At 73.3% G+C, this 14,877-nt stretch carries 11 protein-coding genes; 9 read left to right on the forward strand and 2 right to left on the reverse strand.

Annotation, left to right across the window (positions count from 1 at the left end; genetic code table 11):
• The first annotated feature begins 86 nt into the window (after positions 1-86).
• Both KUM40_RS14375 and KUM40_RS14380 read left to right on the forward strand, forming a co-directional pair.
• The gene (locus tag KUM40_RS14375; RefSeq protein WP_217166293.1) at positions 87-2,525 is read left to right on the forward strand and encodes an MFS transporter; all 2,439 of its coding nucleotides are present in this window, start codon (positions 87-89) and stop codon (positions 2,523-2,525) included.
• A 148-nt stretch (positions 2,526-2,673) separates the two neighbouring features.
• Positions 2,674-5,193 carry a SpoIIE family protein phosphatase gene (locus tag KUM40_RS14380; RefSeq protein ID WP_217166295.1) on the forward strand — a complete coding sequence of 840 codons (2,520 nt, stop codon included), beginning with the start codon at positions 2,674-2,676 and terminating at the stop codon, positions 5,191-5,193.
• Here KUM40_RS14380 and KUM40_RS14385 read toward each other — a convergent pair.
• Complete coding sequence (locus KUM40_RS14385; RefSeq protein WP_217166297.1) at positions 5,190-5,447, reverse strand: hypothetical protein; 258 nt, start codon at positions 5,445-5,447, stop codon at positions 5,190-5,192. The genes KUM40_RS14380 and KUM40_RS14385 overlap by 4 nt on opposite strands.
• A 193-nt stretch (positions 5,448-5,640) precedes the next feature.
• Here KUM40_RS14385 and KUM40_RS14390 point away from each other — a divergent pair, with 193 nt between their 5' ends.
• From KUM40_RS14390 to KUM40_RS14415, 6 genes are all read left to right on the forward strand, one after another.
• Positions 5,641-6,366 carry a class I SAM-dependent methyltransferase gene (locus KUM40_RS14390; RefSeq protein WP_217166299.1) on the forward strand — a complete coding sequence of 242 codons (726 nt, stop codon included), beginning with the start codon at positions 5,641-5,643 and terminating at the stop codon, positions 6,364-6,366.
• A 124-nt stretch (positions 6,367-6,490) separates the two neighbouring features.
• Positions 6,491-7,324 (forward strand): M55 family metallopeptidase, encoded by an 834-nt coding sequence (locus KUM40_RS14395; RefSeq protein WP_217166301.1) that lies wholly within the window; start codon positions 6,491-6,493, stop codon positions 7,322-7,324.
• On the forward strand, positions 7,317-8,663 hold the full coding sequence (locus tag KUM40_RS14400; RefSeq protein WP_217166303.1) for a M20/M25/M40 family metallo-hydrolase: 1,347 nt from the start codon (positions 7,317-7,319) through the stop codon (positions 8,661-8,663). The genes KUM40_RS14395 and KUM40_RS14400 overlap by 8 nt, the downstream gene beginning before the upstream one ends.
• A gap of 85 nt (positions 8,664-8,748) precedes the next feature.
• The gene (locus tag KUM40_RS14405; RefSeq protein ID WP_217166305.1) at positions 8,749-10,716 is read left to right on the forward strand and encodes a prolyl oligopeptidase family serine peptidase; all 1,968 of its coding nucleotides are present in this window, start codon (positions 8,749-8,751) and stop codon (positions 10,714-10,716) included.
• A 5-nt stretch (positions 10,717-10,721) separates the two neighbouring features.
• A complete protein-coding gene (locus tag KUM40_RS14410) occupies positions 10,722-11,648 on the forward strand; it encodes an LD-carboxypeptidase (RefSeq protein WP_217166481.1) in 927 nt (308 codons plus the stop codon).
• Positions 11,649-11,667: 19 nt separating this feature from the next.
• Complete coding sequence (locus KUM40_RS14415; protein WP_217166307.1) at positions 11,668-12,282, forward strand: GNAT family N-acetyltransferase; 615 nt, start codon at positions 11,668-11,670, stop codon at positions 12,280-12,282.
• Here the strand turns inward: KUM40_RS14415 and KUM40_RS14420 are convergent.
• Positions 12,254-12,601 carry a DUF6204 family protein gene (locus KUM40_RS14420; RefSeq protein WP_217166308.1) on the reverse strand — a complete coding sequence of 116 codons (348 nt, stop codon included), beginning with the start codon at positions 12,599-12,601 and terminating at the stop codon, positions 12,254-12,256. The two genes, KUM40_RS14415 and KUM40_RS14420, sit on opposite strands and share 29 nt — an antisense overlap.
• A 145-nt stretch (positions 12,602-12,746) precedes the next feature.
• On the opposite strand from KUM40_RS14420, the gene KUM40_RS14425 reads away from it, so the two are divergent.
• Complete coding sequence (locus tag KUM40_RS14425) at positions 12,747-14,873, forward strand: DUF5107 domain-containing protein (protein WP_217166310.1); 2,127 nt, start codon at positions 12,747-12,749, stop codon at positions 14,871-14,873.
• The last annotated feature ends 4 nt before the right edge of the window (positions 14,874-14,877 follow it).

A 14,877-nucleotide genomic window follows, 5' to 3' on the forward strand; every position in this document is an offset into this window, starting at 1 on the left:
CGGCCCGCTTCCGTAACTCGTCGCACTTGTTCGCAGTTGTCGCCTCAGGCGGCAAATGTGAGCAGGTGTGACGAGGGGAGCGGTACATGGGCGGGATCACTCTGGTGCAGGATCCGGTGCGGGACGAACCGGTCACCGCACCCCAGGCGCCACCCGAGCCACCCGCTCCGAAACCGGAGCCGGAGCCGGACGCCGGGCTGAGTCCGCGCCGCGTGCGGCTGGTCTTCGTCGGACTCATGCTGGCGCTGCTGCTCGCGGCGCTGGAGCAGATGATCGTCGCCACGGCGCTGCCGAAGATCGTCGGCGAGCTGCACGGCCTGGACAAGATGTCCTGGGCGATCACCGCCTACCTGCTCACCTCGACCGTCGGTCTGCCGATCTACGGCAAGCTCGGGGACCTCTTCGGCCGCAAAGGCGTCTTCCAGTTCGCGATCCTGGTCTTCGTCGTCGGCTCGGCGCTCGCCGGACGCGCGCAGACCATGGACCAGCTCATCGCCTTCCGCGCGGTGCAGGGGGTCGGCGCGGGCGGCCTCATGATCGGCGTGCAGGCGATCATCGCGGACATCGTGCCGCCCCGCGAGCGCGGCCGGTTCATGGGCCTGATCGGCGCCGCCTTCGGACTCGCCTCGGTCGCGGGCCCGCTGCTGGGCGGCTACTTCACCGACCACCTCTCCTGGCGCTGGTGCTTCTACATCAACGTGCCCTTCGGCCTGCTCACCATGGCCGTCGTCGCCGTCGTCCTCAAACTGCCGAGGCCACAGGTCAAGCCGCGCCTCGACATCCTCGGCGCCCTGCTGCTCGCCGCCGCCTCCACCTGTCTGGTGCTGCTCACCAGTTGGGGCGGCACCGAGTACGAGTGGGGGTCGAAGGTCATCCTCGGGCTCGCCGCCGGAGCGGCCGGGTCCACCCTCCTCTTCCTGGTCGCCGAGCGCTTCGCGCCCGAACCGCTGATCCCGCTCAGGCTGTTCAAGGACGCCGTCTTCAACGTCACCGCCCTGGTCGGCCTCGTCATCGGCGTCGCCCTGTTCGGCGCCGCCAGCTACCTGCCGACCTTCCTGCAGATGGTCGACGGCGCCAGCGCCACCGAGTCCGGCCTGCTCATGCTGCCGATGATGGGCGGCATCGTCGGCGCCTCGATCATCTCCGGGCAGCTCATCAGCCGCACCGGGCACTACCGCGTCCACCCGATCCTCGGCAGCGCGCTGTCCGTCGTCGGCATGTGGCTGCTCTCCCGCCTCGACACCGACACCCCCCGGCTGCACTACAGCATCTGGATGGCCCTCCTCGGCGCCGGCATCGGCATGGTGATGCCGGTCCTGGTCCTCGCCGTGCAGAACTCCGTGCGTCCGGCCGACCTGGGCACCGCCACCAGCGCCAACAACTACTTCCGGCAGATCGGCGGCAGCGTCGGCGCGGCGATCTTCGGCACCCTCTTCGCGGGCCGGCTCACCGACGCCCTGGCCGACCGGATCCCCGCCGACGCGGGCGCCGGGCTTCCCGACGCCGAGGCCATCACCCCACAGCTCGTCCACTCCCTGCCCCCGGCGCTGCGCGACGCCTACATCGGGGCGTACGCCGACGCCATGCCGCGGATCTTCCTCTACCTGGTGCCGGTGCTCGTCCTCGGGCTCCTCATCGCCCTCTTCCTCAAGGAGAAACCACTGGTGTCCCACAACGCCCCCGTCACCGAGCCGGAGACCGCGCAGGTCAACGCCCATGTCCCGCAGGCCAACGCCCACGTTCCGCAGGCCCGGTCGCCGTACGCCGCCGGCATCCCGGTCTGCGGCACGGTGCAGCACCCCGACGGCACCGTCGTGCCCCGCGCAGCGCTCACCCTCATCGACGTGGGCGGACAGCAGATCGGCCGGGGTGCCAGCGGCGACGACGGACGGTACGCGCTGGCCACGCCCGGCTCCGGGGCGTACGTCCTGATCGCCGCGGCCGGCGGCCACCAGCCGCAGGCGGTCTCCGTGACCGTCGGCGAACGCCCGGTGGAACTGGACGTGGTCCTCGGCGGCGCCGGGCGCCTGGCAGGCAGCGTGCTGACCGCCGACGGCAGCCCCGTGCGCGACGCGACGGTCACCCTCACCAACGTCCACGGCGAGGTCGTCTCCACCACCCGCAGCGGCCGCGAGGGCGGCTACGTCATCACGGAGCTGGTGGCCGGCGAGTACACGCTCGCCGGCAGCGCCCCCGCCTTCCGTCCGGCCGCGCTGCCCGTCAGCGTCCAGGCCGCGCGGGAGACCCGCCAGGACGTCGAACTGGCCGGTGGCGCGGTGCTGCGCGGCACCGTGCGGGCCGGTGGCGGCCGGCTCGTGGAGGACGCCCGCGTGACCCTGCTCGACGCGGCGGGCAACGTGGTGGACACCCTCACCACCGGGCCCGACGGCACCTTCCGGTTCATCGACCTGTCGTCCGGCGAGTACACCGTCATCGCGGCCGGATACCCGCCCGTCGCGACCGTGCTCCAGGTGGCGGGCGGCGGCCGCACGGAACGCGACCTCCAGCTCGGGCACGAGGACTGAGAGACCGGTTCACCGGCGCACGGGCGCGCGCCGGTGTGTCCGCGTGCCACCAATTCCCCCGTTGCCGCACATGGTCACCGGACGCCGCCGTACGGTGGTGACGGCGACACAGATCTTGCGGAGCCGTGGGCAGAGAGGGCCTGACGCCATGGACCATGGCACCGAGCGGGACGCACCTCCCGGCCATCGAGCCGGACCCGGCGCCGTGCCGGCCGACCCCGTGGCGGGGCGTGTCCCGCTGGCCGTCGTCGTGGTGGACCGGGACGGACTGGTCTCCCACTGGAGCCGGGGCGCACGACGGCTGTTCGCGCTGCCCAAGGAGGAGGCGATCGGCCGGCCCGCCCCGGACCTGCTGCCGGTTTCGGGCGTGCTCCCCGAGGACGGGGAGCAGACCGAGAACATCACCGGGTACGGCTCGTACGCGCCCTACGACGGCCTCGGGCCCGGCCTGGAGTCCTCCCTGGACGGCCATCTGTCCTACCCGGCGGCCGGCCGCGCCCGGCTGACCGTGCCGGCCGACGACCGCGTCGACGTGCTGTGGTGGGCGTATCCCCTGGTGGGGCCCGGCCGGGAGCGACTGCTCGTGCTCGCCGCCGACGCGGACGGGCTGCGGCGGGACTACGCCGACTCCGACCCGGACGCCGGGGCGGCCACCGTCGAGCGGATCGCGCCGGGCTTCGCGCTGCACACCGACTTCCCCGGTAGCGAGGAACTCGCTCGCCGCCTCCCCGAGATCCTGCCCAGCATGAGCGTCGGCGAGAGCGCCCGCATCGTCGCACAGGTCCTCGAACTGGGCTATCCCGTCCTGGAGTTCAGCCAGAACGACCGGGTGCCCGTCACCCCCGACTGGGGCGTGCCCCGGCGCGTTGAGCGCCGGGCGCGTCGTGAGCGGGCCGCGCGGGCACTGGCGGCCGGTGAGCCGGTGCCGGACGGCCTGCGGGACGAGGCCGAGGACCTGGAGTACGCCGCCGTCCGCGAACGCCTGGAGTTCCTCAACGAGGTGAGCGGCGCGATCGGCACCTCGCTCGACCTCTCGCAGACCATCGTCGAGGTGAGCCGGGCCGTCGTCCCCCGCTTCACCGACGTCGCCGGCACCTATCTGCGCGAACAGGTCGTGGCCGGCGAGGGCTTTTCCGACGGGGTGCCCGACACGACGACGATGTGGCACCGGGTCGCCCTGGAACACACCGACGAACCCGGCCGCTGGGACGACGTCGTACCGGTCGGCGAGGCCATGCCGTTCCCGGCGCACACCCCCTTCTTCCAGTGCATGACCAGCGGCGAGCCGGTCCTCGTGCCCCGCATCACCGAGGAGATGGGCCACGCCATCGCCTCCCAGTTCGAGAAGCGGGACATCCGGCCGCTCATCACGGGCCGCTCGATGCTGCTGGTGCCCCTGAAGGCACGCAATGTCGTCCTCGGCTTCATGATCCTGCTCCGCCACCCCGAGCGGCCCGTCTTCAACGACATGGACCGCGTCACCGGCGCCGAACTCGCCGCCCGCGCGGGCCTCGTCCTCGACAACGCTCGCATGTACACCCACCAGGAGAACGTCGCCGAGACGCTCCAGGACAGCATGCTGCCGCACATCCCCGCGCGCATGGCCGGCTGCGACATCGCCACCCGCTACCTGCCGGGCACCCTCCTCGGCCGGGTCGGCGGCGACTGGTTCGACTCGGTCAAGCTGCCCGGCGCCCGCACCGCCCTCGTCGTCGGCGACGTCATGGGCCACGGACTGAACTCCGCCGCGATGATGGGCCAGTTGCGCACCGCCGTACAGACCATGGCCGGCCTCGACCTGCCCCCGGCCCAGCTCCTGCGCAACCTCGACGACCTCGCTCAGCGGCTCGGCGACACCCACCTCGCGACCTGCCTGTACGCCGTGTACGACCCGATCGCCGGTGAAGTGCACCTCGCCAACGCCGGTCACATCCCGCCCGTCCTGGTCCGTGCCGAGGACGGCGTCAGCGAGCTGATCGACCTGCCGACGGGGGCGCCGATCGGCGTCGGAGGGGTGCCCTTCGAGTCGGTACGCGTGCCGGTGGCGCCCGGCGACCGGCTGGTGATGTGCACCGACGGCCTGGTGGAGGTGCGGGGCGAGGACATCGGCGTCGGCCTCGCCACGCTCTGCGAGTCCGCCGCCCACCCGGCCGCGTCCATGGACGACGCCTGCGACACCATCATCCGCGCCCTGGGCACCCGCGGCGGCCGCAAGGACGACGTCGCCCTGCTGATGGCCCGGCTGACCGGCATCGAGCCCGACGCCGTCGCCGCATGGCGCCTCGCCCGCGACCCGGCCGAGGTGGGCCGCGCCCGCGCGGCGGTCCGCGAGCAACTCCACGACTGGGGGCTGCCGAAGCTGGCCGGCCCCGCGGAGCTGATGGTCAGCGAACTCGTCACCAACGCCCTGCGCCACTCCCACGCCAGGCCCGTCGAACTGCGCCTGGTGCGCGCCGACACGCTGCTGTGCGAGGTGGACGACGACGACCACGAACTGCCCGCGCTCAAGAGCGCGGGCCCCGACGACGAAACCGGCCGCGGCCTGCGCGTCGTCAGCACCCTCGCCCGCGAATGGGGCGCGAGCCGCACCAACGCGGGCAAAACCGTCTGGTTCGAACTGACACTGCCCGCCCGGTACCGCTACCCCGGCGCGCCGGGCGAGCGCTAGACGTCGCCGCGCTGTCGCGCCGCCTTGCGTTGCAGGGACTCGCGCCGGGTGCGCAGTTCGTGCTGCCGCCGTCGGCTCTTCTTGCGCCGCTCGGCCCGCGCGCGAGCGCGCGGATCCCTGAGTTTCGTGTGGTCGAGCCTCGTCAAATACCACATGAGGCCGCAGAAAAGGGCCAGGAGTGTCACGCCCAGGACGGCGGCGACCACAGGCGGCATGTCCGCGACCTCGATGTCCCGGTACCTTCCGACGTTCATTCGCTGCCCCGCCCCCGTTGCCCCGCACCCGACCGGCGTAATCTACCGGACCCGCCGCCGGCCGAGACCGCCCCGGCGCGAACGACCGGTGAAGGAATGCGCCGGGCGCTTGTGGCCGTGCGCGGGGCGCGATACACCGTACGGACCCGTCGTCGTCGACGGGCCGTACGTCGTCGCACGTGGGGAGACGGGCATGAGCGTGACGAGTCGGTACCGGGACGCCTGGGAGAGCTTCTGGAACGAGGCCCCCGAGGATCAGGGGGCGGTGTTCTGGGACGCGGAGCCGATGCTCACCGCGGGCCGTCACCTCGCCCACTTCGAACCGCACCTGACCGACCCCGGTCTGCCGCTGATCGACCTCGGCTGCGGCAACGGCACCCAGACCCGCTACTTCGCCGAACGCTTCCCGCACGTCGTCGGCGCCGACCTCTCCGCCGCCGCCCTCGACCACGCCCGCCACGCCGACCCGGCCGGGCTGGCGGCCTACCGGCAACTGGACGCGGCCGACAAGTCCGAGGCGGAGACACTGCACGCGGAGCTGGGCGACGCCAACGTCTATGTGCGGGGCGTCCTGCACCAGTGCGAGCCCGACGACCGGCAACCCCTGGCCGACGCCCTCGCCGCGCTCCTCGGCGAACGCGGCCGCGCGTTCCTGGCCGAGCCCTCCCAGGGGGCCAAGACCGTCCTGACGGCCATCGCCCAGGGCCCCGACGGCCCGCCGGCCAAACTCGCCCCGGTTCTCCGCCACGGGCTGACCCCCGCGGCGGTGCCCGACGAGGCGGTGCCGGAGTACCTGCGCGCGGCCGGACTCACCGTCCTGGCGAGCGGCGAACTCCCGCTGATCACCACGGAGTACACGACGGACGGCACCCGGATCGAGCTGCCGTCGACGTGGGTGGTGGCGGGGCGTGGTGCGTGACGTGGTGCGAGACGTGGTGCGAGACGTGGCGTCTGACCAGGGCTGACCTGTTATTGGTCTGGACCGGTGAGAGTTTTCCACAGGCCTGGCTGCGGTTCGGCGCGACCGCGTAACGTGACGCCACATGAAGATCCTCATCAGTGCCGACATGGAAGGCGCCACCGGCGTCACCTGGCCGGCCGACGTGCTGCCGGGGACGCCGCAGTGGGAGCGCTGCCGGTCGATGTTCACCTCCGACGTGAACGCGGCCGCGCTGGGCCTCTACGACGGCGGTGCCGACGAGGTGCTGGTCAACGAGGCGCACTGGAGTATGCGCAACCTGCTCCTGGAGCAACTCGACGAGCGGACGCAGATGCTCACCGGGCGGCACAAGGCGCTGTCCATGGTCGAGGGCGTCCAGCACGGGGACGTGGACGGCATCGCGTTCGTCGGATATCACGCGGGCGCCGGCATGGAGGGCGTCCTCGCGCACACCTACCTCGCCAACCAGCTCACCGGCGTGTGGCTGAACGACGTACGGGCCAGTGAGGGTCTGCTCAACGCCCACGTGGTCGCCGAGTACGGGGTGCCGGTGGTGCTGGTCACCGGGGACGACGTGGCGTGCGAGGACGCGCTCGGGTACGCGCCGGAGGCGCGGAAGGTCGCCGTGAAGGACCATGTCTCGCGGTACGCGGCCGTCTGCCGTACGCCGGCCAGGACCGCCGCCGACATCCGGGCGGCGGCCAAGGAGGCGGCGGCGCTCGCGGTGCGGCACGAGCCGGTGAGCGGCGGGCCGTTCACCCTCGCCCTGGAGTTCGACGCCGAGCACCTGGCGGCGGCCTCGACCGTGGTGCCCGGCGTGGCGCAGGTCGGGGAGCGGAAGGTGGCGTACACCCACGAGACCATGTTCGAGGCGATCCGGACGTTCAAGGCGGTCACCACGATCGTCTCGGCGGCGGTGGAGGAGCAGTATGGCTGAGCAGTACACGGACACGGATACGGGAACGGATACGGGCACGGGCGCGCAGGCGCTGGACGAGGTCGTCCGGTTCACCTCCGAGCTGATCCGCATCGACACCACGAACCGGGGCGGCGGCGACTGCCAGGAGCGGCCGGCCGCCGAGTACGCCGCCGCGCGGCTCGCCGAGGCGGGGATCGAGCCCACCCTGCTGGAGCGGACCAAGGGCCGCACCAACGTCGTGGCCCGAATCGAGGGCACCGACCCGTCGGCCGACGCGCTGCTCGTGCACGGTCACCTGGACGTGGTGCCCGCCGAGGCCGACGACTGGAGCGTGCACCCGTTCTCCGGCGAGATCCGCGACGGAGTCGTCTGGGGGCGCGGCGCCGTCGACATGAAGAACATGGACGCGATGATCCTCGCCGTCGTGCGCGACTGGGCCCGCAACGGGGTTCGGCCCCGGCGCGACGTCGTGATCGCCTTCACCGCGGACGAGGAGGCCAGCGCCGAGGACGGATCCGGCTTCCTCGCCGACCGGCACGCCGCACTGTTCGAGGGCTGTACCGAGGGCGTCAGCGAGTCCGGCGCCTTCACCTTCCACGACGGGGCCGGCCGGCAGTTCTATCCTATCGCCGCGGGCGAGCGCGGCACGGGCTGGCTCAAGCTCACCGCGCACGGGCGGGCCGGACACGGCTCGAAGGTGAACCGGGAGAACGCCGTCACCCGGCTCGCCGCCGCCGTCACCCGCATCGGCGCCCACGAGTGGCCGCTGCGCCTGACCCCGACCGTGAGCGCCGCCCTGACCGAGATCGCCGCCGTCTACGGCATCGAGACCGACCTGAGCGACGTCGACGCGCTGCTGGACAAGCTCGGGCCCGCGGCCAAGCTCGTCGAGGCCACCGTCCGCAACAGCGGCAACCCGACCATGCTGGCCGCCGGCTACAAGGTCAACGTCGTCCCGGGCGAGGCCGTCGCCCACGTCGACGGGCGGTTCCTGCCGGGCGGCGAGGACGAGTTCCGCGACACCCTCGACCGGCTCACCGGGCCGGACGTGGACTGGGAGTTCGCCCACCGCGAGGTCGCCCTCCAGGCGCCGGTGGACTCGCCGACGTACGCGGGGATGCGCGCGGCCGTCGAGGAGTTCGCCCCGGAGGGGCACGTGGTGCCGTACTGCATGTCCGGCGGCACCGACGCCAAGCAGTTCTCGCGGCTCGGCATCACCGGCTACGGCTTCGCGCCGCTGAAGCTGCCCGAGGGCTTCGACTACCAGGCCCTCTTCCACGGCGTGGACGAAAGGGTCCCCGTCGAGGCGCTGCACTTCGGCGTCCGCGTCCTGGACCGCTTCCTGCGCACGGCCTAGGACCCGACCGGCACGGAGCAGCAGACGCGGAGCAGCAGACGCGGATCATTGGACGCGGAGCAGTGGACAAGGAGTTGGAGGACAAGTGGCGGAGTCAGTGCGGACTCTTGCGTACGGATCGTGGCCCTCGCCCATCGACGCGGCCCACGCGGCCGCGCACGACGGGCGGCCCGAGGACGTGGGCTTCGTCGGCGAGGAGGTGTGGTGGACCGCGCCCCGGCCCACCGAGGGCGGGCGCCGCACCCTGGTGCGCCGGCACCCCGACGGCACCGAGGAGCCGGTGCTGCCCGCGCCGTGGAACGTGCGCAGCCGCGTCATCGAGTACGGCGGCCGGCCGTGGGCCGGGGTCATGACCGACGCCGGGCCGCAGGTGGTCTTCGTGAACTTCGCCGACCAGCGGCTGTACGTCTACGAGCCGGGCGGCGGTGAGCCGCGTCCGCTGACGCCCGTCTCCACGGTGGGCGGCGGGCTGCGCTGGGCCGAGCCGGAGCTGCGTCCCGAGCGCGGTGAGGTGTGGTGCGTCCTGGAGGAGTTCACCGGCGACGGGCCCACCGACCTGCGCCGGGTCCCGGTCGCGGTGCCGCTGGACGGCTCGGCGGCCGAGCACCGGGACGCCGTGCGCGAGCTGACCGGCGAACGGCACCGCTTCGTCACCGGCCCCCGCCTCTCGCCCGACGGGCGGCGCGTGGCCTGGCTCGCCTGGGACCACCCCCGCATGCCCTGGGACGGCACCGAGCTGATCGTCGCCGAGACCGGCCCCGAGGGCACCTTCCGGGACGCCCGGACCGTCGCCGGCGGGCCCGAGGAGTCGATCACCCAGGTCGACTGGGCCCCGGACGGCGCCCTGCTGTACGCCTCCGACCGCACCGGCTGGTGGAACCTCTACCGCGACGGGCGGCCGCTGTGCGCCCGCGAGGAGGAGTTCGGCGGGCCGCTGTGGAAGCTCGGACAGCGCTGGTTCGCACCCCTGGACAGCGGCCTGATCGCCGTCCTGCACGGCAGGGGCGCCGCCGTCCTCGGCATACTCGACCCCGAGACCGGCGAGGTCGTCGACGCGGCGGGCCCCTGGACCGAGTTCGCGGCCACCCTCGCCGCCCACGGCGAGCGGGTCGTCGGCGTCGGCGCGAGCCCGTACAGCGGCTACGAGGTCGTCGAGCTGGACGCCAGCACCGGCCGGGCCCGGGTGATCGGCGCCCCGCACGAGGACGCCGTGGACCCGGCGTACTACCCGCGGCCGGAGATCCGCACCTTCACGGGCCCGGACGGGCGTGACGTCCACGCCCACCTCTACCCGCCGCACAACCCCGGCTGCCACGCCCCGGACGGCACCCTCCCGCCGTACGTCATCTGGGCGCACGGCGGTCCCACCAGCCGCTCCCCGCTGGTCCTCGACCTGGAGATCGCCTACTTCACCTCCCGCGGCATCGGCGTCGCCGAGGTCAACTACGGCGGCTCCAGCGGGCACGGCCGGGAGTACCGCAACCGGCTGCGCGAGCAGTGGGGCGTCGTCGACGTCGAGGACTGCGCGGCCGTCGCCCGCGCCCTCGCCGAGGAGGGCACCGCCGACCGGGACCGGCTCGCCGTACGCGGCGGCAGCGCGGGCGGCTGGACCTCCGCCGCATCACTGGCCACCACCGACGTCTACGCCTGCGGCACGATCAGCTACCCGGTCCTCGACCTGACCGGCTGGGGCACGGGGGAGACCCACGACTTCGAGTCGCAGTACCTGGAGAGCCTGATCGGCCCGTACGCCGAGGTGCCCGCCCGGTACACCGAGCGGTCGCCCGCCGAGCACGCCGACGGTGTCACCGCGCCGTTCCTGCTGCTCCAGGGACTGGACGACGTGATCTGCCCGCCCGTGCAGTGCGAGCGGTTCCTCGAACGCATGGCGGGCCGGGGCGTGCCGCACGCCTACCTCACCTTCGAGGGCGAGGGCCACGGATTCCGCCGGGCTCAGACCATGGTGCGCGCCCTCGAGGCGGAACTCTCCCTCTACGCACAGGCCTTCGGACTGACTCCGGACGGCGTCCCGGTCCTGGAGCTGACCCCGTGAGCCGGGTGGGAGAAGCGACCCGGCCGGCCCGGCTCGCCCCCGGCGCCCGGGTGGCCGTCGTCGCGCCCAGCGGGCCCGTGCCCGAGGAGCGGCTCCAGGCCGGCCTCGACGTCCTGCGCGGCTGGGACCTCGACCCCGTGGTGGCGCCGCACGTCCTGGACCGCCACGGCACCTTCGCCTACCTCGCGGGCCGTGACACCGACCGCGCCGCCGACCTCCAGGCCGCCTGGTGCGACCCGGCCGTGGACGCGGTGCTGTGCGCCCGCGGCGGGTACGGCGCCCAGCGCATGACGGACCTGCTCGACTGGGAGGCGATGCGCGCGGCCGGGCCCAAGGTGTTCGTCGGCTTCAGCGACATCACCGCGCTGCACGAGGCGTTCGCCACCCGCCTCGGCCTGGTCACCCTGCACGGACCGATGGCCGCGGGGATCGACTTCATCAAGAACGCGCGGGCACAGGAACACCTGAGAGCCACCCTGTTCGCCCCGGAGACGGTCCGCGTGATCGCGTCGTCCGACGCCACGCCGCTGGTCCCAGGCCGGGCACGGGGCGTCACCCTCGGCGGCTGCCTCGCCCTGCTCGCCGCCGAACTGGGCACCCCGCACGCCAGACCCTCCGCGCGCGGCGGACTGCTCTGCCTGGAGGACGTGGGGGAGGAGACGTACCGCATCGACCGCTACCTCACGCAGTTGCTGCGCGCCGGATGGCTCGACGGGGTCCGCGGCGTACTGCTCGGGTCCTGGAAGGAGTGCGAGTCCTACGAGCGGCTGCGGCCGATGCTGGCCGACCGGCTCGGCGGCCTCGGCGTGCCGGTCGTCGAGAACTTCGGGTTCGGGCACTGCGAGGGGGCGCTGACCATGCCGTTCGGCGTGGGAGCGGAACTCGACGCGGACGCGGGCATCCTGACGCTGGAGCGGCCCGCGCTGCGCTGACCGTCGTAGGCTGACCTCCATGCCGCACACCCCGTCCCGTCACCTCGCGCAGGGCCCGCGCGTGGGCATCCGGCACTTCACCTACGCGGACGCCGCCGAGTTCACCGCCCGGGCCCGGGAGAGCAAGGACCTGCACCACCCCTGGCTCTTCCCGCCGGACAGCGTCCAGGCGTACGAGGCCTACGCGGCCCGGCTGATCGAGGACCGCACCAAGGCCGGATTCCTGGTGTGCGAACAGGCCGCCGACGGAGCGGACGATGCGGCCGGGGCAGCCGGGATGGACGGGGCGGACGGTGTATCCGGCGGCGGCTCCATCGCCGGGTTCGTGAACATCAACAACATCGTCGAGGGCGGCTTCCTCAGCGGCGCGCTCGGCTACGGCGCCTTCGCGCACGCGGCGGGCCGCGGGCTGATGCGCGAGGGCCTGGGCCTCGTGGTGCGGCACGCGTTCGGGCCGATGCGCCTGCACCGGCTGGAGATCAACGTCCAGCCGGGCAACGCCGCCTCGATCGCGCTGGCCCGCGCCTGCGGCTTCCACCTGGAGGGCTTCTCGCCGAGGATGCTCTACATCGACGGCGCCTGGCGCGACCACCAGCGCTGGGCGATCACCGCCGAGACCGTGACTTCCGGTTGACCTTCATCGTGTCCAGGTCCGTCACGGTCGACCTGAGATCGCGAAAGCCGTGGCCGAGCCCGCGCAGCGTGCCCTCGGCCCGGTCCTCCGCGATCGCGCCCGCCATCTCCTCGCCGTCCGCCGCGTCCGACACCACCACGTAGCGCATCGAGAAGTGCTTCAGCGGCGCGGGCTCGTACGACAGCGAACCCTCCTCCGTGAACCGCATGCTCGCCATCCCGTGGTCGCCGGCCTCGGCGAGCAGCCGGGCACGGGCATCCTCGGTCAGGCCGTCCCAGGTACCCCGGACGATCACCCGGTAAGTGTGCTGCTCGCTCAATGCCACTCCTTCGTACGCACGCCGACCGCCCGACTCTATGCGGCCGCCGACCCGGCGCCCAGGGATTTAAACGTGAGCGACGTCGCGCGACGCGACCCGCGGCGCCCCTGTTCACCGCACCGGTGAGCGGCTTCCATGGGGAACCGTGACGACGATCCGACGTGAGGTACTGACCCTGCCCGCCGCGCGGCTGGGAGCGGACAACCCCCTGCCGCCGCTGCGCCCCCTGGACGAGGCCCACCGCATCGACGAGCGGGACCGGGCCGGCCTGCCGCGCGACATGGCCCGCCAGGTCGACTACGAGCCACTGCGCGGCCTGCTGCCCGTACAGGTCCGGGACGGCTACGACCGCGGGCGCGAACCCCGCGGTCTCGAGGCACTCGTCATCGAGAACGACCGGCTGCGGGCCACCGTCCTGCCGGCCCTGGGAGGCCGCATCGCCTCCCTCCACCACAAGCCGACCGACCGCGAGCTCCTCTACGTCAACCCGGTCTTCCAGCCCGCCAACTTCGCCCTCAACGGGGCCTGGTTCTCCGGCGGCATCGAGTGGAACATCGGCGCCACCGGCCACACCACCCTCTCCTGCTCACCCGTGCACGCCGCCCGCGTACCCGCCCCCGACGGCGGTCAGATGCTGCGCCTGTGGGAGTGGGAGCGGCTGCGCGACCTCCCCTTCCAGGTCGACCTGTGGCTGCCCGAGGGCTCCGACTTCCTGTACGTCGGCGCCCGGATCCGCAACCCGCACGAGCGCCCGGTGCCCACGTACTGGTGGTCCAACATCGCCGTGCCCGAGGACCGCCGAGTCCTCGCCCCCGCCGACGAGGCCTGGCACTTCGGCTACGAGCGGCGCCTGCGCAGCGTGCCCGTCCCGTCGTACGACGGCGTCGACCGGACCTACCCGCTCAACAGCACCTACGCCGCCGACTACTTCTACGAGGTGCCGGACGACCGGCGCCGTTGGATCGCCGCGCTCGACGAGCACGGGCACGGGCTGGTGCAGACCTCGACCGACGTACTGCGGGGCCGCAAACTCTTCGTGTGGGGCACCGGGCCCGGCGGGCGCCGCTGGCAGGAGTGGCTCACCGACTACTTCTACGAGGTGCCGGACGACCGGCGCCGTTGGATCGCCGCGCTCGACGAGCACGGGCACGGGCTGGTGCAGACCTCGACCGACGTACTGCGGGGCCGCAAACTCTTCGTGTGGGGCACCGGGCCCGGCGGGCGCCGCTGGCAGGAGTGGCTCACCGAGCCCGGCACCGGCGGCTACTGCGAGATCCAGGCCGGCCTCGTCCGCACCCAACTGGAACACGTCCAGTTGGAGGCCGAGAGCGAAGTGTCCTGGCTGGAGGCGTACGGGCCGCTCGACGCCTCGCCCGACGGCGACGACTGGCACACCGTACTGCGCGGGGCGGAGGACCGGCTGGAGACCGCCCTGCCGCGGGCCGACGTCGACGCGGCGTACGACGCCTGGCGTGCGTGCGCCGACGCCGAGCCCGGCGAACGCCTGGCCACCGGATCGGGCTGGGGCGCGCTCGAAGTGCTGCGCGCGGGCTGGAAGCTGCCCGGCACACCCTTCGACGAGGACACCCTCCAGGACGAGCAGCAGCCGTGGCTGCGTCTGCTGCGCGCCGGGGCGCTGCCCGAGCCGGAACACCACGAGCCGCCCGGCGGGACGCTGGTCGCCCGGCCCTGGCGGGACATGCTCGAGACCACGGCCGCCACCCCGGTCGCCGAATACCACCTCGGCGTCGCCCAGTGGCACGGCGACGACCGCGCGCAGGCGGTGCGCAGTTGGGAGCGCGGCCTCAAAACCGCCGCCGACCGCTGGCCGCTGCTGCGCTGCCTCGCCGTCGCCGACCAGGAGGGCGGCCACCACGAGCGGGCCGCCGACCAGTACACGGAGGCCTTCGACGACCTGTGCGCACGCCGGCCGGACGGGGCGGGCGGGGACGCCCGGTGGACGGCCGTCGCCGCCGCACTCGGCCGGGAGACGATCGAGGCGCTGCTCAGGGTCCGGCGCACGGCGGACGCCCGTGCCGTGTGGGAGCGGCTCGATCCCGCGACCCGGGCCCGCGGCCGGTTCCGGCTGACCGAGGGGGAACTGCTCGCCGCCGAGGGCCGGCGCGAACAGGCGCGGGCTCTTTTCGACGAGGGCTTCGAGGTCGCCGACCTCCGCGAGGGCGCCGAGAGCATCGGCCTGCTGTGGGCGCGGCTGAGCGACGCACCGCTCCCGGCCCGGCACGACTTCCGGATGCGACCGGACGGGAGGTGAACCC

Origin of the sequence: Streptomyces sp. AC512_CC834 (genome assembly GCF_019049325.1) — a bacterium.
Taxonomy (GTDB): Bacteria; Actinomycetota; Actinomycetes; order Streptomycetales; family Streptomycetaceae; genus Streptomyces.

Bases quoted from the DNA above. Each gene is read 5' to 3' on its own strand.
- KUM40_RS14380 (WP_217166295.1), top strand. From the start codon at position 2,674: ATGGACCATGGCACCGAGCGGGACGCACCTCCCGGCCATCGAGCCGGA.
- KUM40_RS14375 (WP_217166293.1), top strand. From the start codon at position 87: ATGGGCGGGATCACTCTGGTGCAGGATCCGGTGCGGGACGAACCGGTC.
- KUM40_RS14395 (WP_217166301.1), top strand. From the start codon at position 6,491: ATGAAGATCCTCATCAGTGCCGACATGGAAGGCGCCACCGGCGTCACC.
- KUM40_RS14415 (WP_217166307.1), top strand. From the start codon at position 11,668: ATGCCGCACACCCCGTCCCGTCACCTCGCGCAGGGCCCGCGCGTGGGC.
- KUM40_RS14400 (WP_217166303.1), top strand. From the start codon at position 7,317: ATGGCTGAGCAGTACACGGACACGGATACGGGAACGGATACGGGCACG.
- KUM40_RS14390 (WP_217166299.1), top strand. From the start codon at position 5,641: ATGAGCGTGACGAGTCGGTACCGGGACGCCTGGGAGAGCTTCTGGAAC.
- KUM40_RS14385 (WP_217166297.1), bottom strand. From the start codon at position 5,447: ATGAACGTCGGAAGGTACCGGGACATCGAGGTCGCGGACATGCCGCCT.